Consider the following 19046-nt stretch of genomic DNA (forward strand, 5'->3'; position numbering starts at 1 on the left):
CGAGCGAAGTCGAGAACCAGTTCGAGCGAAGTCGAGAACCGGGCGTAGTCGAGAACCGGGCAAAAATCCTGCTCATTACCCGATCTGCCAGCTACTTCCTGTTATTTCACGTATTGCCGGAAGCATTCCAGGAACCGGTCTGCATCTCCTGTGCTGAGCGACAAAGCAGGCAGCAGGCGAATGGTATGGGTGCCGGCCACTCCCGTAAATATTTTATCGTCTTCCAGGAGCTTCTTCCTTACCGTGCTGACGGGCTCCTCCAGCTCAATGCCGATCATCAGCCCGCGGCCCCGCACTTCACGGATGCCTGTAAAGCTTTTCAGCGCATGGATGAGGTGAGCACCCGTGCGCGCGGCATTTTCTACCAGGTTCTCCTGCTTCATTACATCCAGTACGGCAATTCCTGCTGCGCAGGCCAGGTGGTTCCCGCCAAAAGTAGTGCCCAGAAGGCCATGCTTCGCCTGGAATTCCGGCGAGATAAGAATACCGCCCAGGGGGAAGCCGTTGCCCATGCCTTTGGCCATGGCCACGATATCGGGCTTAACGCTGTAATGCTGAAACGAAAAGAATTTTCCGCTGCGGCCGTATCCGCACTGCACGGAGTCGTGGATCATCACCGCCCCGTTTTCATCACATGCCTGGCGGATGGCTCCCAGGAATGCTTCACTGGCCACCTGTATGCCGCCCACGCCCTGTATACCTTCTACAATTACCGCGCAGGTATCCTGGTCTACGGCTGCTTTAACGGCCTCCACGTCATTGAAAGGCACAAACTGCACATGGCCCGCAAAGTTCAGCGGAGCCTTAATGGCCGGGTTGTCGGTCACCGCTACAGCCGCGGATGTCCGCCCGTGAAAGGCTTTGGTAAAGGCCACTATTTTGGTACGGCCGGTATGGAAGGAGGCCAGCTTAAGGGCATTCTCGTTAGCTTCCGCCCCCGAGTTCACCAGGAAGAGCGAATAATCGTCCAGGCCCGAAAGCTCGCCGAGCTTATTGGCCAGCTCCTGCTGCTGCGGTATTTCAACCGAGTTGGAATAAAAGGCCAGCTTAGCCAGCTGGTCGCTGACTTTCTGCACATAGTGCGGATGCGAGTGGCCAATGGAAATAACGGCATGCCCCCCGTATAGGTCGAGGTACTCGGTACCGTTCCTGTCCCAGAGCTTGCTTCCCAGAGCCTTTACAGGCTCAATGGCGTTAATCGGATATACGTCAAATAATTTCATTTTCAGAAAGAAATGGTTTTAAGATGAAGACCTGTTGTTTCGTCCCGGCCGAACATCAGGTTCATGTTCTGCACGGCCTGCCCCGAGGCTCCTTTCAGCAGGTTATCGGTAACAGAGGTAATCAGCAGCTTTTTACCGTGCTTCTGCAATTCCAGGATGCATTTGTTGGAATTGACCACCTGCTTCACATCAATGGGCCGGTGTGATATATGGGTAAACGGATGCTCTGCATAGTAGGTTTCAAAAAGATGTTGGGCATCTTCCAGGCTTCCTTCAAAGTCCAGGTACACGTTGGCCATGATGCCGCGCGGGAAGTTCCCCCGGTAAGGAAGGAAGTTGATGTCTTCCGAGAAGCCATCCTGAAGCTGGCTCAGGCTCTGGCGGATCTCTGCCAGGTGCTGATGCGTGAAGGCTTTATAAACCGATACATTGTTATTGCGCCACGAAAAATGGGTGGTGGCGCTCAGGGCCTGTCCGGCACCGGTTGAGCCCGTTATGGCCGACACATGCACTTCCCCGAGCAGCCCGGCATGCGCCAGGGGCAGCAGGGCCAGCTGAACGGTTGTAGCAAAACACCCCGGGTTGGCCACCTTACGGGCTTCACGGATTCTCTCGCGGTTCAGCTCGGGCAGGCCGTATACAAAGCCCCCGGTCTCATTGCGGTAGTCGGTGCTGAGGTCAATGATCTTTACGGTCTCCGGTACCCGGTTTTCTTCCAGGAATTTCCGGGACTGCCCGTGACCCGAGCACAGGAAGATCACATCTGCTTCTTCAAAGGGAAGCCCGGAGGTAAAGACCAGGCCGGTGTCGCCCAGCAGGTCGGTATGGGTTTCATACACGGGTTTGCCCGCCTGGCTGCGGGAGTTGGCAAAGACGATTTCCGCCTGCGGATGATGGATAAGGATTCGCAGAAGCTCTCCGCCGGTATACCCGGCCGCTCCTATGATTCCAACGCTTATGGAATTCATGAAATAACAATTAACGGATGAAACAAATAGAGATGCACGGCACCTATCGTCGGTGCCCGGCGCGGGGAGTCTGTATGTAGCTGATCTCGCTCAAATGCCAAACAGAAGTTTAACACAAATGTAGGAATTAAAATTAAAAACCATACGGCCGGCCAATTTTATTTTACGGGTCGCAGGAGAAAATAAACCGGCCCCTTTCCCCTACTTCACCATTTTCCTTGTATTTTTACGCTTCTATAAATCGGAATAAATATGACTTTAGCCCAGATAGTGTGGGATATTTCGCCCACTATTGTTAAAATCGGAAACTTTGAAATCAGGTGGTACGGCCTGCTTTTTGCCCTGGGTTTCGTGATCGGATACCAGATTATTGCCTGGGCATTCAAGATCGAAAAGAAAGACAGCAAAGACCTGGATGCCCTGTTGCTGACGATGATCCTTTCTATTGTGCTGGGAGCGCGTATCGGGCATTACGTTTTTTATGAAGGCAATCATTTCTTTGAGCACCCGGGTGCCTTTATTTACGATATGCTGATGCCGCCTTATGCCGGGCTGGCCAGTCATGGTGCAGCATTCGGTGTGCTGATCGGCCTTTTCCTGTTCCGCAGGAAACACCCCGAATACAGCTACCTCTGGCTGACAGACCGGCTGGTGATTGTATCGGCGCTGGGCGGTGCATTTATCCGTTTCGGTAATTTCATGAACTCGGAGATCATCGGGAAACCCACCGACGGGCCTTTCGGCGTGATCTTCAAACAGAATTTTGAATTTACACAGGTACCCAGGCATCCGTCGCAATTGTACGAGTCGGTTTCCTGCCTTGTCATTTTTGCAATTCTGATCTTCCTGTACAACAAGTGGCGGGAGAAAACCCCGCAGGGTTCGCTTACCGGTATATTTTTTATCTGGGTATTCGGACTTCGCTTCTTCTATGAATTCACCAAAGAAAACCAGGTGGCATTTGAAGAGAGCATGAAGCTGAATATGGGCCAGATCCTGAGCGTACCGGCCGTGCTGATCGGGTTGTATTTCCTGGTGCGGTCGTTTCGTAACCGGCCTGACCTCTCCTGAAACCGATGGAAAGCCTACTACCTGAATTGCAGAAAACCAGCAGGGAGGCGGCGAAGCTGCGGCGGACACCCCATTCCCGAAGAGCAAAAGTGCTGACCGACCTGGCCGGCCTGCTCACGGAAAATACGGCCCTTATTCTTGCTGAAAACCGGAAAGACCTGGACCGCATGGGCCGGGAAGACCCCAAATACGATCGCCTGCTGCTTAACGAAGACCGGGTACGTTCTCTGGCAGGTTCGCTCCGGGAAGTCAGCCGGCTGGAAGACCCGGCCGGGAAAGTGCTGCTGGAAAAGACCCTGCCTAACGGTATCCGGCTGAAAAAGGTAACTACCCCGATGGGAGTGGTGGGCACTATTTTTGAGTCGCGCCCGAACGTGACCATTGATGTGGCAGCGCTTTGCCTTCTCTCCGGGAACGCAGCCGTGCTGAAAGGCGGGAAGGAAGCCGATTATTCCAACCGGGTCTTTGTGCAGCTGATCCACCAGGCATTACGCCAAAACGGGCTGCCGGAAGAGGTGGTTCTGCTGCTCCCTACTGACCGGAAGTTTATGACCGAGCTGCTGCAGGCCGACCGGTACGTAGACCTTATTATTCCCAGGGGCTCCCAGGGACTGATCAACTTTGTACGCGAAAATTCCCGCATCCCGACCATCGAGACCGGCGCCGGGGTATGCCATGTGTATGTGGACAAGACGGCAGACACAGGCATGGCGGCTGAGATCATCGTTAACGCCAAGGCTTCGCGGCCATCGGTATGTAACTCGCTCGACTGCATGATCCTGGATGCGGCTATAGCCGGGGAGCTGATCCCCAAGCTGAAAGCCGGCTTCGAAAAATATGCTATTGAGGTTTTTGCCGATGAAGCGGCCCTCCCCTACTTTGAGCAGGAAGGTTTCCGGGTAAACCGGGCCGGAGAAGAAGATTTTGGCAAGGAGTGGCTCGACTTCAAGGTATCGGTAAAAACGGTAAACAGTCCCGACGAAGCCCTGGATCACATCCGGGAATATTCTTCCCGGCATTCCGAGGCCATTGTTACCCGCGACCAGGCCCTTGCAGAGCGTTTCCTTGACGAGGTAGACGCTGCTGCCGTATACCACAATGCCTCCACCCGGTTCACCGACGGCGGCGAGTTCGGCTTAGGCGCCGAAATCGGCATTTCTACCCAGAAGCTCCACGCCCGCGGACCCTTTGCCCTCGAAAAGCTGGTGACAGAAAAGTGGGTGGCTGTGGGTGAGGGGCAGGTGAGATGGTAGATGAAATAAGCTAACGGTCGCAATTCTTAATACTCCCGTAATATTCAGTTAATACTGCCGATGCAATTTTGCAACGGAGATCAAACAGCATTTATCTTCATACATATTGGTAATAATCTTCAAAGATCCCCGGTACTGCCGGGGATTTTTGTTGGTGTATATTTTCAAATTAGCGCAAGTTTTCCGACATTTGCAGTCCGAAACGAGAAGGTTCCATAGTTCAACGGATAGAATAGAAGTTTCCTAAACTTTAGATGTGGGTTCGATTCCCGCTGGGACCACTAAACAGGAAAAGTGATTACAACTATCGCTTTTCCTGTTTTTTTATGAGATAATTCTTTGTCTGGCGGTTCTGCGTATAAAAAGAAAACATAAATAATTATGACTAATCATTTCAAGCCGGCAAATTATAATTCAGTCTCCCCCTAGTTTATGGTGGACGATGCGGAAAGAATGATTAACCTATTGGCCGACATATTTGACGCCAAAGTTCAGAGAAGATATGATAAACCTGACGGCAAAATAATGCATCTTGAACTCCGGATTGACGACCCGGTCATACAGCAGGGGTATAAGGCTCTACAATTGTCCTGAAGGTCAGGTTTACCCTCGGTGCCGTTATTTTTTTGGTAGGGGGCAGGCGGTGAAGCCAGTGGGTCTGGGTTGTATCTTTCATGACCAGGAGGCTGCCGTGCTCCAGGATCAGCTCTGCTTTTTCACCGCTTTGCTTATGTTTAAAGGCAAATTTTCTTTCAGCACCAAGGCTCAATGAACCAATTGCCCCGTTTTTTTTCAGATCGGCTTCTCCGTCACTGTGCCAGGCCATGCCTTCTTCACCCGTATGGTATAGATTAAGCAGGCAGGAGTTAAAGCTTTCGCCGGTTTCCTTCTCCACAATGCTTTTAAGCTCCAGCAGTTCGTTTGTCCAGGGTAAAGCATATTTGGTGGTATTGGAATAGGTATATTCAAAAGGCTTGTCACCATACCACGCCACTTTCCGTTTGGTGATGATTCTCCTGCCGAAAATAACGGCTTCGTCATTCCGCCATTCAATGGTTTCCAGCAATCTCTCCAGGTAAAAGTCTGCCTCTTCTTTCTTCAGAAGTTTTCCGTAATAATTTACGGTCCCGTCGTAAGGGAGTCTGTTCCGGTCTTTGTCGGTTCTTACGTTCATTCCTGCTTTTCTATATCCGGGACAATTTCCGAAGAATTTATAACATTTCCGCTATTTGATCATTTTTACCAGCGCTCTGCATCTACGGCCTTCAGTTAAAAACCACTTCATCTACAAATACCCATGCCGGAGTGCCTTTGCCTGCGTGCCAGGCGGGTAAGGGGTTCACGTTGCTGACCCGGAGCCTGATCTCACTGTATTTCTGCGGGGGTATCGCGATATCCCAAAAGGTGGTTTTCCGGGGACGCCCGGCCGTGGGCTGAACAGGTGAAATTTTTCCGAGCAGCTGCTCTTTCCCGGATACAGCCTTGCCCCAAACTTCAATACTTTTGGGTGGCATAATATAGGAATCCACTTTCTCCAGCATGCTTACCGTTACGTTTCTCAGCTCCTGAGGCCTGAAGAAGAAAAATACAGCTTCCAGCGGTTTTTCCCGGTAGCCCAGCCAGGTTTTATCCAGGAAATTATCGGGATCGCCTTTCACCCGGTCATACAGGCTGCGGGCGCCTTTGGCGGTGTATTGAGGAGCAGGCGGAGTGGAGAGAGCCGCGGAGTCGGGCGTTACACCGTTCACGAGGTAATCCAGCTCAAGCACCGTGCTGCCCAGCCAGCCTTCTTTAAAGGCCCGGGCTTTGATCTGGGTACGGCCGTGCACGGTAAGGGGTTGGGTATACGTTTCTCCGTGGGTGCTGTCGGGTACCGAACCGTCACGGGTATACCGGATCAGCACACCGGGCAAAGCATGCTTTAAAACTACCGGGGTCCCGGCGGCCAGGAACGCTTTTTTCTGTGTGCTTTCGGGCGGATTGATGGCAATCCGCTCATTTTCTCTCTGGCCGGTATCCAGCTGTATGGCCGGGTTCAGTTTTTTCAGCCGGTCTTTGTCGGCGGCCGTAAAGCCGCTTTCCCAAAGGTAAACCGCATTCAGCCGGGCCAGCACCGCCAGGTCAGGATCCTGTAAGCGTGTATTGGCCAGTGAGACCGACTCCAGGTTTTTGAGATCTTTCAGGTAGCCCAGGACGCTCCCGGTAACCTCTGTGCTGCTGAGATTCAGGTGCCGGAGGTTTTTAAATTGGGCCAGCACTTTCAGGTCGGCATCTTTTACCGGCATTTTGCTGAGGTTGAGCTCTACCAGCTGCTCTTTTACCTGCAGCAGCTTTTCCAACTGTTGCGGGTCAAATTTAGTCTTTACAAAGAACGAGGCCCGCAGAGCCGGGCTGTTCACCGCCAGGGGCGTGACCCTGCAAAACGGGGTATTGATCTCCGCCAGCGTTTCCGGGCCGGCAGCCGGGAAAGTGTATTTTTCTTCCGGCTCCTGCTGCCGGTATTTTCTCAGGGGCGAGTCAGGCTGCAACTGCGCAAAGCTCATTTTTTCAGGAGCACCCTCGTTAATCCAGGCCGTCAGGATTTCCATTTCCGATTCTGTAAGCTGGGTTTTCTGGCGGGGCGGCATATGCTTTTTGTCTTCCAGGGGCAGGAAGATCCGTTTCATCAGGTGGCTTTCAAGGGCTTTGCCCGCTTCTATGGCCGGGCCGTTCTCTCCGCCTTTTACCATCATCGCTACCGATTCCAGGCTCAGGCCGCCTTTGGTCTTGCCGGCCCTGTGGCAGGAGCTGCATTTTTCTTTCAGAAGCGGGGCTACCAGGGCCGCATATACGTCATCCGGCTGGACGGGAGTGGCTGCCGGCTGAAACGACAGGAAGTCTTTGCCGTGCGTCAGCTCTCCGCCCCGGTGGCCCGTCAGAACGAGGAGCACGCTGGCCAGGCCAAGCACCACCGGCCAGCCCCGCGTGCTGATCCGGTCAAAGAAGATAACCGTGAGCCAGAGCAGGCCGCTGAGCACTACCCCGGCATATTTATGCCCGGCGACCTCTACTGTATCGTAATCGCCACCGAGGGCCAGGGTCATTCCGGCCAGGGCGGTAAGGGTCATACAAACAGCGGTCACCTGCAGGAAGATCAGCAGCAGGGCCCTGTACCCGGTAACCCGGTGCCGCAGCAGGTAAAGAAGGATCACCCCGGCCCAAAGCCCGATGGGCAAATGCAGGATCACCGGGTGCAAACGCCCCGTAAAGGCCAGCGCCTGCGGTAGCTGCAGCCGGTTTTCAAAGATCACCAGAACGGCCAGCAGGCAGTTCAAAAATATCAGGAGGTATTCCGGGATTCTCCGCATAGGTTCAGACAATAATTCCCGGGACTACTTTTCCGGCCACGTCGGTCAGGCGGTAGCGCCGGCCCAGGTGCTTGTACACCAGCTTTTCATGGTCCAGACCGCAGAGATGGAGCACCGTGGCATGAAAGTCATTGATATGTACGGGGTCTTTCACAATGTTATACCCCAGCTCATCGGTTTCTCCATACACCACGCCGGGCTTCACGCCGCCGCCGGCCATCCAGATGCTGTAAGCCCTGGGGTGATGGTCTCTTCCGTAATTGTCTTTTGTAAAATTACCCTGGCAGTAGTTGGTGCGGCCAAACTCGCCGCCCCAGATCACCAGGGTTTCTTCCAGCAGGCCGCGCTGCTTCAGGTCTTTGATCAGGGCGGCCGATGCACGATCTACATCACGGGCCTGTCCCACCATTTCACCGGGCAGGTTATCGTGCTGATCCCAGCCCTGGTGATACAGTTGCACAAAGCGCACCCCTGACTCCGACAGCTTGCGGGCCAGCAGCGCATTGGCGGCGTAGGTGCCGGGCACCAGGCATTCAGGCCCGTACATTTTGATGATATGATCCGGTTCACGGCTCAGGTCTGTCAGTTCCGGAACGGCCGTTTGCATGCGGTAAGCCATTTCATACTGGGCTATTTTAGCCGTGATGGCCGGGTCGCCTGACGCTTCAAAGCCCAGGTGATTCAGCTCCGAAAGCTTATCCAGCATGGCCCGGCGGTCCACGCCATCGGCGTCGTTCAGGTACAGGATGGGGTTATCGCCGCTGCTGAAAAGCACGCCCTGGTGGGTGGCATCGAGGAAGCCGTTGCTCCAGAGCTTGGAATATACCCCCTGGCCGTTGCCTTTTCCACGCGAAAGCAGCACGCAGAAGGCCGGCAGGTTCTGGTTTTCGCTGCCCAGCCCGTAGCTGAGCCAGGCCCCCATGCTGGGGCGGTTTCCCTGCTGCGCACCGGTCTGCATGAAGGTGAGCGCAGGATCATGGTTAATGGCCTCGGTATGCATGGAGCGTACAATACAGATATCATCGGCAACAGAGGCAATGTGCGGAAAGAGCTCGGAGATCCACGCCCCCGAAGACCCGTATTGCTGAAAGGTAAATTTTGATCCTACGAGGGGGAAAGATTTCTGTCCGCTGGTCATGCCCGTGAGCCGCTGCCCGCCCCGGATACTCTCCGGCAGGTCCTGCCCGGCCATCCGGATGAGGGCCGGCTTGTAATCAAATGATTCCAGCTGGCTGGGAGCCCCGTTCTGGAAAAGATAGATTATACGTTTGGCTTTAGGGGCAAAGTGGGGTAAACCCGGAGGCAGGCCGGCTTCACCTGCTTTCCCGGAGAAGAGATCCGGTACCAGCAGCGAGCCCAGGGCCAGGCTGCCAATGCCTACCGCGGCCTTCCCCAGGAAATGCCTGCGGTTTATGTTCAGCCGGTTTTGTATTAATTCTTTCATTGTAAAAAGCTTTCAGCCTTCAGTAATCAGCTTTCAGCCGCGCGGCGGACCGCCGGGAGGCGCTTCGCTTTATTTATCAGCATTTTGAGAACTGATTGCTGACAGCTGATTGCTGAGGGCTATTCTATATCCGTACTATGGCCTCCTCCATGTTGTATATCATTTGAACGGTATACATGAGCGCCACTGTTTTTTCATATTCTTTTACCGGGATATCGCGATACTCCCCTACTTTCAGCAGGTCCGGCTTTTTCAGCTTCCGGATACGGGCGGTCTCCTGGTCCCAAAAGCCCGCCAGCACTTTCAGTTCCCGGCTGTCCGGCTCCCGGCAAATGATCTTCCGGAATACCTCCCTGAGCACCTGGTCGGCCGGCTGGCCGGCCATTTTCTGGGCCAGCACCCGTGAGGCCTCCTGTATCACGGGATCGTTCAGCATGACCAGCGCCTGGAGCGGGGTGTTGGTAGCCAGGCGGTTTACTTCGCACTGATCACGGTTACTGGCATCAAAGATGAGCATATTGGGTGGCGGAACGGTGCGCTTGATAAAGACGTACATTCCGCGCCGGTAAAGGTCATTGCCTTCGTCCTGCACATAACGGGCCAGGCTGCCGCGGCCGGAGGTAGATTTCTCCCAGATGCCTTCGGGCTGGTAGGGTTTGATGCTGGGACCGCCGATCTCCGGGTTCAGCAGGCCCGAGGAAGACAGGGCCAGGTCGCGCACCAGCTCGGCTTTCAGGCGGGTGCGGCTGCTGCGGGCCAGGTAGCGGTTCAGCGGGTCTTTTTCCAGGTGCTGCCGGGTTACCTTTGAACTCTGGCGGTACGTGGCCGAGGTGACCAGGGTTTTCACGAGGCGTTTAACGTCACGATGATGTTCCCGGAAATCTACGGCCAGCCAGTCGAGAAGCTCCGGGTGCGTGGGCAGGTCGCCCTGCATGCCGAAATCACCGGTGGTGGCCACAATTCCCCGTCCGAAAAAACGGGCCCAGAGCCGGTTCACCCACACCCGGTCGGTCAGCGGATTTTTCGGATCAAACATCCATTTCACCAGTCCTTCGCGGTTATTGCCATAACGAGAAGCCGTAAAGGGCAACACTTTCTCCGGCAGGCCGGGCGTTACCTCCACGCCGGGCGTATCGTAGTTGCCCCGCTCCAGGAGGTGGGTTTTCCGCAATCCCACCGAGTCTTTCATGACCATTACGTATACGTCAGCTGTATCTTTCTTATGGATGAAGTTCAAGATACCCCTGATCTCGTCCTGCCCGATCTTCAGGTTAGGTGGATCGGCAAAAGAGGCATCAATGGTGCCGAAAAGTCCTTTCTCAGGTACCTGGTTAAAAAAGGCATAGGTACGGAAATAGTCTTTCTGGCTGATGGGATCATACTTGTGGTCGTGGCATTTGGCGCATTCAAACGTCAGGGAAAGAAATGCTTTTCCGAAGGTATTGGTCCGGTCAGTCACATATTCGGAACGGTATTCTTCATCTATAACGCCGCCCTCCTGGGTGATTTTATGGTTCCGGTTGAAGCCGGTGGCCAGTATGCTCTCGGCGTTCCTGTCTTTGATCAGGTCTCCGGCCAGCTGGTAAGTCACAAATTTTTCATAGGAATAATTCTCATTGAAGGCATGAATCACCCAGTCGCGCCAGGGCCACATGGTCCGCAGGCCGTCGTCCTGGTAACCGTGTGAGTCGGCATAGCGCGCCACATCCATCCAGTCGAGGGCCATCTGCTCACCGTAATGCGGGCTTTGCAGCAGCTCATCTACTATTTTTTCATAGGCCCCCGGGCTTTTGTCTTTCAGAAACCGGTCCTGCATTTCTACCGATGGCGGTAAACCGGTGAGATCCAGGCTCACCCGCTTCAACAGAGCTTCTTTTCCGGCTTCTTCTGACGGCTCCAAGCCGGCAGACCGCATTTTTGAATAGGTGAAATAATCAATTTCGTTGCGTACCCAGTCGTTGTCTGCCTCCGGCAGCCCGGTTTTCCGGGGCGGGATAAACGCCCAGTGCGGCTTGTATTTTCCGCCCTGCTCTATCCATTTTTTGATGAGCGTGATCTCTTCTTCCGTGAGGGTGAGGTTAGCCTCTGCCGGCGGCATACGTTGGGAAATGTCTTTCGCCGTGATCCGTAAATAGATCTCTGAAGCAGCCGGATTACCGGGTACCAGGGCCCGGCCATGGGGGTTGTCTTTCAAGGCGGCGTAAGCTCCTTCCGGTGTGTCCAGCCGTAAGCCTGCTTCACGGGTATTGGCGTCCGGACCGTGGCATTTGAAGCATTTATCCGAGAGTATCGGGCGGATATGGTAATTATAGTCTACCTCCGCGGTGCTGTCGGCCCGTTGGCTTCCGCGGTGCTGACAGCCCCATGCTGCCCAACCCGTTAAGATGAGTAAGAAATACCTGATCCGCATGAAATGAAAATGCCTGGGAATAAAGTTAGTAAATATTTTTATGGATTCGTGGGATATTTATAAAAAATCTTTGTAAAAAGCAATTTGTCTTTCAGACGGACTTACTTTTTCATAAAAAAAAAGTAAGCAAAAAAACATTCACAAAATAATGCCCTCCTGAAAAATTTGATTTCCAACTATTTAAGAAACTTTCAAATGCCTAAGCTAAATCAAATTTTACAGACGGACTATTTTGTGATATAAGGTACATTTCTTCTTATTTTACTTAGAAGGCGATAATTTTCTGGTATTTTTACTCTTGAAAAAACTGATTTATGCGATTATTGAGTGTACTTATTCTTGCACTAGTGGTGTGTTCCTGCAGTACCACCAAAGAAAAATCGATTTTTAACGGTAAAAACCTGGACGGCTGGACGCCCAAGATCCATCACCATGAATATGGCGACAATTATGCCAACACGTTCCGGGTGGAAGACGACCTCATCAAGGTGCGCTACGACGGCTACGATCAGTTCAATGAACGCTACGGTCACCTGTTTTACAAGACGCCCTATTCCCATTTTCACCTGACGCTGGAATACCGGTTCAACGGCATCTGGCGGGAAGATGCCCCCTCGTACACCCACCTGAATTCAGGGGTGATGTTTCATTCCCAGGATCCGGCTACTATCCTGAAAGAGCAGGACTGGCCCATTTCGGTGGAGATGCAGCTCCTGGCCGAAGAAAAGCCGGGCGTACCCCGCCCTACCGGGAACATGTGCTCGCCGGGCACCGATGTGGTTTACCAGGGACAGAAAGACCCGCGCCACTGCATCGACTCCCGCTCAAAAACCTATAAGCCCGACGAATGGATCAGAGCCGAGCTGATCGTTTACGGCGATTCGCTGGTGCAGCACCTTATTAACGGGGAAGTGGTGCTGGAATATACGAAACCCACCATCGGCGGCGGCGTAGTGAACGGTGCCGACCCGAAGATTTTTATCCCCGGAAAACCGCTGACCTCCGGTTATATCGGGCTCCAGAGCGAAGGCCAGGAAATTGATTTCCGGAATATTACGATCCGGGATCTGAGCAAAAAGAGATGACAGATCACCTACTGCTTCATCAGCATGCTCTCGCTGTAATACGCTGATTCGGAAATGATCTTCCCGTTTTCGTCAAAACCCATGCTCAGGTGTACCGGCAGGGTAATGGCCTTTTTATCCGACTTCCGTACCAGGTTCATTTTCCACCAGGAGAGCACTTCCCGGCCATTGTCCATTTCATATTCCAGGTAATCCGGGTAACCCACCATGTCTATGCTTTTGATTTCAAAAAGATCCCGGAATTGCCCGATATTGGCTCTTTCTTCCGCTTTTGTGCGTGTTTTTCCCCATTCCGTGTTGATGTCATAAAATTCGGCATTTTCGCCGTAGTAGCTCATGTATTGATCAATATCTCCTCTTTCCCAGGCGTACATGGCCTTGCGGAAGAGCTGCCCTATGTGTTTGACCGTTTCTACCGGGCCGATAACAGCCACACCCGCAAAACCGAAGGTACGGGTATCGGTCTGACCCTGACCAAAGAGCTGGTTAAACTAATGGACGGCACCGTTCCTGAGCTCATACAGGGCTAAAACGCTGCTGTTAGGCCCGGAAAACAGCATTGCCACCGCTGCGCTGGAGTGCGGCTACCAGGATCCGGGTTATTTTGCACGGGTGTTCAGGCAGGAATACGGGGTCACGCCCCAGGAATGGAGAACCGGGAGATAGTCTTCACAAAAAACAATTACTCTGACCAAACAGCCAGCTCATAACCATCCGGATCCGTAAATTGAAAACGTTTCCCCCCGGGAAAACTGAAGGTATCTTTAACGATAATTCCTCCTGCATTTATTACTTTACTTTTCGTTGCTTCTATATCTTTTGTATAGAGCACTACCAGGATAGTTCCGTTAACCGGTTCTCCATGAGTAAAGCCGCCATCCACATAGTCGCCCGTAAATGCGGTATATTCTGGTCCGTAATCTGTGAACTCCCAGCCAAAACATTTCGTATAAAAGTCTTTGGCCTGCTTAATATCCTTTGACAGAAATTCGATGTATTGTATCTGCTCGTGCTTCAGCTTTTGCGAATCAATTGTAGTCATAGTATCCTGTTTTTTTAACAAAAGTAAGGAATTGCCCGGGCTGAAACTACGGTCTGAGCTCCCTGTACATTACGCCTGGTTCAGCAGCGCTGCCGCCTCCTTCGCAAAGTAGCTAAGAATAATATCGGCGCCCGCCCGTTTCATGCTGATGAGCATTTCCATCATGGCTTTGTCACCGTCGATCCAGCCGTTTTGGGCGGCCGCTTTGATCATGGCGTATTCACCGGATACGTTGTAAGCCGATACGGGCAGATCAAAGTTATCCTTCAGGGTTTTGATTACGTCGAGGTAAGAAAATGCCGGTTTTACCATCAGGATATCGGCGCCTTCCGCGTAGTCGAGCTCCGCTTCCACCAGGGCTTCCTTCACATTGGCCGGGTTCATCTGGTAGGTTTTCTTGTCGCCGAATTTAGGGGCAGATTCCAGGGCATCGCGGAACGGCCCGTAAAAGGCCGAAGCGTATTTGGCCGTGTAGGCCATGATGGAGGTGTTGATGAAGCCTTCTTCGTCCAGGGCCCGGCGTATGGCTCCTACCCGGCCGTCCATCATGTCAGACGGCCCGATGATGTCAGCACCGGCTTTGGCCTGGGCTACCGCCATTTTGACCAGCACTTCCACCGACTCATCGTTCAGGATTTTCCCGTCTTTCACGATGCCGTCGTGTCCGTCAGAGCTGTAAGGATCCAGCGCCACATCTGTCATCACTACCAGTTCCGGGAATTTGTTTTTGATTTCGGAAAGGGCACGGAGGTACAGGGTACCTTCTCTGATGCTTTCCGAGCCCACGGAATCCTTTTTGCTTTCCGGGTAATTGGGGAAAAGGCACACGGACCGGATGCCGTGCGCCACTACGTCTTCGATCTCGGTCAGCAGGGTATCCAACGAATACCGGAAAATGCCCGGCATGGAACGGATCTCTACCTTCGCACCGCTTCCTTCCTGCACAAACATCGGGAAGATGAAATCATTTACGGAGAGGGTGTTCTCAGCCACCATGTCGCGGAGGCCGGCAGATATGCGATTGCGTCTTGGTCTTCTGGAAAGTATTAACATAATCAGTTTTAAAAGGAAAAAAGAAGGCAAATCATGCCTTCTTTTATAAAAACAATAATATGCGCGGAATAACTCCGGATAATCAATCTTTTTTAAACAAGCGGAACTCCAGGGCCACACGGGTGGTATCCGGCTCGGCATTCACGGCCAGGCCGTGGATCAGGTGACCGGAGAAGAAAAGCACTTCGCCGTAGTCTACCTTTGCCCGCTCCAGGTGGCTGCTTCCGCCCCATTCTCTGATCATGCGTACCCGGTATTTGTTGCCCTCCACTACCGCACCGTTATGGGTTCTGAGCACCTTGTCTTCGGTCAGCTTATGGCTGCCGGGCGCTATAGGAAGCGACGAGTTCTCAGTAACCCCTGCAATAGGAATCCAGAGATTCACAAACGGCGGGATGTAGCCGGCCTCGTCTACCCTTTCGTACACGTCTTTGTGCGGCGGGTTGTAATCGCTGGAACCCGGGCGGTTGATCCGTACAATAATGTGCAGCTCTTTACCGTCTTCGGGGTTGATGTCGGTCAGGCTGAAGCCCAGTATTTTTTCAAACTTGGGCAATACCTCTTTCACCGGGAAATTGAAATCTTCCGCAAAGAGGTCGCGGGTCTTGCCCACCACTTTAAAGTGGTCTTCCCGGCTGGTTACCACATCGTGGTAGCGCTCCAGGCTGAAATCAGCAGGCACGTCCAGTCCCAGCTCATTCCGTATAATTCCGGCCACGCTCTGGGTCAGGCCCTGCTTCAGGGAAGCAAATTCTTCTTCACTCAGAAATCCGGCCGAGGTATGGCCTTCGTCGTACCAGGGCTGTGTATATACAATATCGGTATCTGCTCTTGAAAGCCTTACGTCTTTTCCGTAGTCAAACGGCGGGCAATCTTTTACAGACACTTCGTATTTTTTATCACCAATCGTGTAGCTCAGTATATCTTCCATAATCCTGTTTTAGTTTTGAAATGTTAGGGCACAAAAGTACTTGAAAAAATAACGGCAAAAAATGATACTGGTCATTTTTTACCGATAAGGAAGAGGCATTAGAAATAAATGAAAAAGTTCAAAGGTGGGTAGCTTGTCACTGCTGAGTTCCGTTAGCTCAACCGCTTATTCTGTTGCAAAATAAGGTTTATTTTTTCCACACTTTCACGGGTAATGATACGGATAGTGGCCACATCAATGCCGGCATCATAAGCATTCAAGACGGTTTTTTGTACGGTTTCCGTAATTCCTTTCTCCTTCCCCTCTTTAAGCCCCAGTTCTTTTCCCTCCATTATCAACTGATCGTATATGGTCATCACTTTAGTGTTCATATCCTCCGATAGTTTTTTTACAGCTTCTGTCAAATATTTTCTTTCAAGGCGGATGCCTTCTATCATATAAACAAATATAGTCTCTGTAACGTTCGACTCCAAATACGGGTTTAGGTTTTTAATAATCCTATCCATATGATCAGCAAGTTCTTCCGGGTTGAAACAGTACTTCTGCAGCATAATGGCGCTACCTAACAACCCGTTTTTTAGTACATAAATCTGTTGTGGTGAAACCTCTCGAAGGTTAATAAATTCTGCAGAAAATACAGGGAGATATTTTTTCAAAAAACCAGGATAAGTCGTAAAGTACATATCCATCAGAATAAGAGGTTTTCAGACTACCGGTAATATAAGAAGTGTCTCGTTGCTTAAGCGTTTCAAAGTCCAGAATGCTAACCAATTCTTCCGGAAGATACTGTTGTAAGAACGCTGCGGCTAATTCTTTCCTGGAAAGAATCTGCTTGATAAACTTATCGTGGATGTCAGTGATATTGCGCGGCATACGTTTTAATGTGAATCTGCCGGCAAGGTAGTACTTACATCAGGAAAGAGGAAGGAAAAGGGTAAAATAATCTTATATGAAGGAGCTAATCTTCATGAAAAGAATCATCGGATAGCGTGTAAAATAATCCGGTTAACACCGGATTATTTTAATTTTTTCACGCCCATATTCCACAGGATAAACCCGTAGATATCCGCCGTTTGTTCGATATTTTTCTTCGTATTGCTGGCCCCGTGACCCGAATTGGTATCGATCCGGATCAGCAGCGGATTGGCCGAGCTGCCTCCTGCTTTTGCCTGCAACTCGGCGGCATATTTAAACGAGTGTGCCGGAACCACGCGGTCGTCGTGATCTGCTGTAGTGATCAGCGTGGCCGGGTAGCTCACTCCCGGTTCTATATTATGGAGCGGTGAGTAGGCATACAGCGCTTTAAATTCTTCCGCATTGTCAGATGAGCCGTAGTCGGCGATCCAGTTCCAGCCGATGGTGAATTTCTGGAAACGCAGCATGTCCATCACCCCTACCTGCGGAATGGCCACTTTGGCCAGGTCAGGGCGCTGATTGATCACCGCCCCTACCAGGAGCCCGCCGTTTGAGCCGCCCCGCAGCGCCAGGTGCTCCGAATCACAGTATTTATGGGCGATGAGGTATTCGCCGGCCGCAATAAAGTCATCAAATACATTCTGTTTTTTCAGCTTCATACCCTGCTCGTGCCAGGCTTCACCGTATTCTGACCCGCCACGCAGGTTGGCCTGAGCGTACACACCGCCCTGCTCCAGGAAAGGGATCAGCAGAGGGCTGAAGCCCGGGTAGAGACTTACATTGAACCCGCCGTAACCGTAAAGAAGGGTAGGATTAGCCGAATTCAGCTTTATGCCCTTTTTATACGTGATGAACATAGGTACGCGGGTGCCGTCTTTCGAAGTATAAAAAACCTGCCGGGTTTCAAAGTCTTCCGGGTTAAAATCTACCTCCGGCTTACGGAACAGGGCCGATTGCCCCGAAGCAATATCGTAGCGGTAAATGGTGGAAGGAAACGTAAAGGAGGTAAAAGAATAGAAGACCGACCGGTCTTTGGCTTTACCGTCAAAACCCATGGCTGTTCCCACACCGGGCAGCTTCACCTCACCCTCCGGCTTTCCGGCAAGGTCATATATGTACACCCGGGTGCTGACGTCTTTCAGGTAGCTGACAAACAGCTTTCCCCCGGCAGCGCTTACATTCTGGAGGGGTTCGGGCTTCCCGGGAAGCAGCTCCGCCCATTTCTTTGAAGCCGCATCATAGGTGACTACCTTATCGTTCGGCGCCTGATCGTTGGTACGGACATAAAATTTATTTCCTTCGTTATGAAATATGCTGTAAGAAGAGTTGCTGATCTCCGCCACTACGGGTATGAACTGCGTTTCTCCTCTTTTCTGGTAGTAAACGGCGTTGCCGTCCAGTCCTTTTCCCCTGTCGCTGATGGTCAGGAATACATATTCTTCATCTTCCAGCGTATATACCGTATTGAAGCGCTGCGGATGGGCCCTGTCTTCGTACACCAGGCGGTCTTCTGACTGGGGCGTGCCCACCTTATGATACCAGACCTGGTGGTTTTCATTCACGGCAGCCAGCGCGCTTCCTTCCGGTTTCGGGTAGCGGCTGTAATAAAATCCATCGCCCTGCCAGGCTATACCCGACACTTTCACCCACTCCAGCTTGTCGCTGAGTGTTTTTTTGGTGTTCATGTCCATCACAAAAATGTCCATCCAGTCAGATCCTCCTTTGGAAAGGGCGTACGCACCAAATTTCCCGTCTTTCGACAAGCTGAATTGTTTGAGACCGGTGGTTCCGTCGGCAGAAAGCCCGTTAGGATCCAGCACCACTTCGGCTTCACCGTTAATCTGTTTCTGGCGGTACAGCACCGACTGGTTCTGAAGGCCGTTGTTTTTATAGAAATAATACCAGCCTCCGTTCTCGAAAGGGGCCGAGTACTTGGGGTAGTTGTACACCTGCTCCAGCCTGTTCTGCAGCTGCTCACGGTACGGAATCTGCGCCAGGTAGGCGTTGGTTACCTCGTTCTGCTGCTTTACCCATTGCCCTGTTTCTTCTGAACGGTCATCTTCGAGCCAGCGGTACGGATCGGCTACGGTAACCCCGTGATATATGTCTTTATGATCCGATTTCCGGGTTTCCGGATAATGAATTTGCGCATATCCAGGCGCTGAAAGTACTAAACCCACAATAATGGCGTTAAATTTTGTATTCATATTTTTAAGTAATAGTACACAAAACTAAAACATTTTTTTGAGTACAGCCCCAACCTTTGCCTTTGAAAATCATCTAAATTAAAACCTTTTATAACGG

Annotated in this window: 18 protein-coding genes and 1 tRNA gene; 6 read left to right on the forward strand and 13 right to left on the reverse strand. The window is 51.9% G+C overall.

The genetic code is table 11. The features are described from left to right. Positions 1 to 101: 101 nt before the first annotated feature. Positions 102 to 1223: an aspartate aminotransferase family protein gene (locus AB2U10_RS12515; RefSeq protein WP_367915252.1), complete on the reverse strand. Its 1122-nt coding sequence runs from the start codon at positions 1221 to 1223 to the stop codon at positions 102 to 104. Positions 1224 to 1225: 2 nt separating this feature from the next. Further along, on the reverse strand, positions 1226 to 2191 hold the full coding sequence (gene argC, locus AB2U10_RS12520) for an N-acetyl-gamma-glutamyl-phosphate reductase (protein ID WP_367915251.1): 966 nt from the start codon (positions 2189 to 2191) through the stop codon (positions 1226 to 1228). A 252-nt stretch (positions 2192 to 2443) separates the two neighbouring features. Here argC and lgt point away from each other — a divergent pair, with 252 nt between their 5' ends. The 3 genes from lgt to AB2U10_RS12535 all read left to right on the forward strand — a co-directional run bounded on the left by lgt (position 2444) and on the right by AB2U10_RS12535 (position 4796). Then, on the forward strand, positions 2444 to 3262 hold the full coding sequence (lgt, locus tag AB2U10_RS12525) for a prolipoprotein diacylglyceryl transferase (RefSeq protein WP_367915250.1): 819 nt from the start codon (positions 2444 to 2446) through the stop codon (positions 3260 to 3262). A 5-nt stretch (positions 3263 to 3267) separates the two neighbouring features. Beyond that, positions 3268 to 4515, forward strand: a complete 1248-nt coding sequence (locus AB2U10_RS12530; RefSeq protein ID WP_367915249.1) for a glutamate-5-semialdehyde dehydrogenase — start codon at positions 3268 to 3270, stop codon at positions 4513 to 4515. 209 nt (positions 4516 to 4724) lie between these two features. Further along, positions 4725 to 4796: transfer RNA gene (locus AB2U10_RS12535), tRNA-Arg, on the forward strand. Between the two features lie 275 nt (positions 4797 to 5071). Here AB2U10_RS12535 and AB2U10_RS12540 read toward each other — a convergent pair. From AB2U10_RS12540 to AB2U10_RS12555, 4 genes are all read right to left on the reverse strand, one after another. Next, on the reverse strand, positions 5072 to 5689 hold the full coding sequence (locus tag AB2U10_RS12540) for an alpha-ketoglutarate-dependent dioxygenase AlkB family protein (protein ID WP_367915248.1): 618 nt from the start codon (positions 5687 to 5689) through the stop codon (positions 5072 to 5074). 91 nt (positions 5690 to 5780) lie between these two features. Beyond that, positions 5781 to 7862, reverse strand: a complete 2082-nt coding sequence (locus AB2U10_RS12545; RefSeq protein ID WP_367915247.1) for a c-type cytochrome domain-containing protein — start codon at positions 7860 to 7862, stop codon at positions 5781 to 5783. Positions 7863 to 7866: 4 nt separating this feature from the next. Then, positions 7867 to 9306: a DUF1501 domain-containing protein gene (locus AB2U10_RS12550; RefSeq protein ID WP_367915246.1), complete on the reverse strand. Its 1440-nt coding sequence runs from the start codon at positions 9304 to 9306 to the stop codon at positions 7867 to 7869. A 124-nt stretch (positions 9307 to 9430) separates the two neighbouring features. After that, on the reverse strand, positions 9431 to 11716 hold the full coding sequence (locus AB2U10_RS12555; RefSeq protein WP_367915245.1) for a PSD1 and planctomycete cytochrome C domain-containing protein: 2286 nt from the start codon (positions 11714 to 11716) through the stop codon (positions 9431 to 9433). A gap of 314 nt (positions 11717 to 12030) precedes the next feature. On the opposite strand from AB2U10_RS12555, the gene AB2U10_RS12560 reads away from it, so the two are divergent. Further along, the gene (locus tag AB2U10_RS12560) at positions 12031 to 12801 is read left to right on the forward strand and encodes a 3-keto-disaccharide hydrolase (protein WP_367915244.1); all 771 of its coding nucleotides are present in this window, start codon (positions 12031 to 12033) and stop codon (positions 12799 to 12801) included. An 8-nt stretch (positions 12802 to 12809) separates the two neighbouring features. Here the strand turns inward: AB2U10_RS12560 and AB2U10_RS12565 are convergent, their stop codons facing one another. Next, entirely contained in the window at positions 12810 to 13139 is a 330-nt protein-coding gene (locus AB2U10_RS12565) for a hypothetical protein (protein ID WP_367915243.1), read from the reverse strand. Between the two features lie 3 nt (positions 13140 to 13142). Between AB2U10_RS12565 and AB2U10_RS12570 the strand changes: the two genes are divergently transcribed. Both AB2U10_RS12570 and AB2U10_RS12575 read left to right on the forward strand, forming a co-directional pair. Then, entirely contained in the window at positions 13143 to 13331 is a 189-nt protein-coding gene (locus tag AB2U10_RS12570; RefSeq protein ID WP_367915242.1) for an ATP-binding protein, read from the forward strand. A 28-nt stretch (positions 13332 to 13359) separates the two neighbouring features. Continuing rightward, the gene (locus AB2U10_RS12575) at positions 13360 to 13467 is read left to right on the forward strand and encodes an AraC family transcriptional regulator (RefSeq protein WP_493820568.1); all 108 of its coding nucleotides are present in this window, start codon (positions 13360 to 13362) and stop codon (positions 13465 to 13467) included. Between the two features lie 16 nt (positions 13468 to 13483). Here AB2U10_RS12575 and AB2U10_RS12580 read toward each other — a convergent pair whose 3' ends face one another. The 6 genes from AB2U10_RS12580 to AB2U10_RS12605 form a co-directional block, all read right to left on the reverse strand. Beyond that, complete coding sequence (locus tag AB2U10_RS12580) at positions 13484 to 13843, reverse strand: VOC family protein (RefSeq protein WP_367915241.1); 360 nt, start codon at positions 13841 to 13843, stop codon at positions 13484 to 13486. 69 nt (positions 13844 to 13912) lie between these two features. Then, positions 13913 to 14896, reverse strand: coding sequence for a porphobilinogen synthase (gene hemB, locus AB2U10_RS12585; RefSeq protein ID WP_367915240.1), 984 nt, complete (start codon positions 14894 to 14896; stop codon positions 13913 to 13915). A gap of 82 nt (positions 14897 to 14978) precedes the next feature. Next, positions 14979 to 15827 (reverse strand): phytanoyl-CoA dioxygenase family protein, encoded by an 849-nt coding sequence (locus AB2U10_RS12590; RefSeq protein ID WP_367915239.1) that lies wholly within the window; start codon positions 15825 to 15827, stop codon positions 14979 to 14981. Between the two features lie 152 nt (positions 15828 to 15979). Next, complete coding sequence (locus AB2U10_RS12595) at positions 15980 to 16516, reverse strand: RpnC/YadD family protein (RefSeq protein WP_367915330.1); 537 nt, start codon at positions 16514 to 16516, stop codon at positions 15980 to 15982. Further along, a complete protein-coding gene (locus AB2U10_RS12600) occupies positions 16443 to 16700 on the reverse strand; it encodes an Rpn family recombination-promoting nuclease/putative transposase (protein WP_367915238.1) in 258 nt (85 codons plus the stop codon). The genes AB2U10_RS12595 and AB2U10_RS12600 overlap by 74 nt, the downstream gene beginning before the upstream one ends. A gap of 143 nt (positions 16701 to 16843) precedes the next feature. Next, positions 16844 to 18949 (reverse strand): prolyl oligopeptidase family serine peptidase, encoded by a 2106-nt coding sequence (locus AB2U10_RS12605; RefSeq protein WP_367915237.1) that lies wholly within the window; start codon positions 18947 to 18949, stop codon positions 16844 to 16846. Positions 18950 to 19046 lie beyond the last annotated feature (97 nt).

This window comes from Leadbetterella sp. DM7 (genome assembly GCF_040829825.2).
Lineage (GTDB): Bacteria > Bacteroidota > Bacteroidia > Cytophagales > Spirosomataceae > Leadbetterella.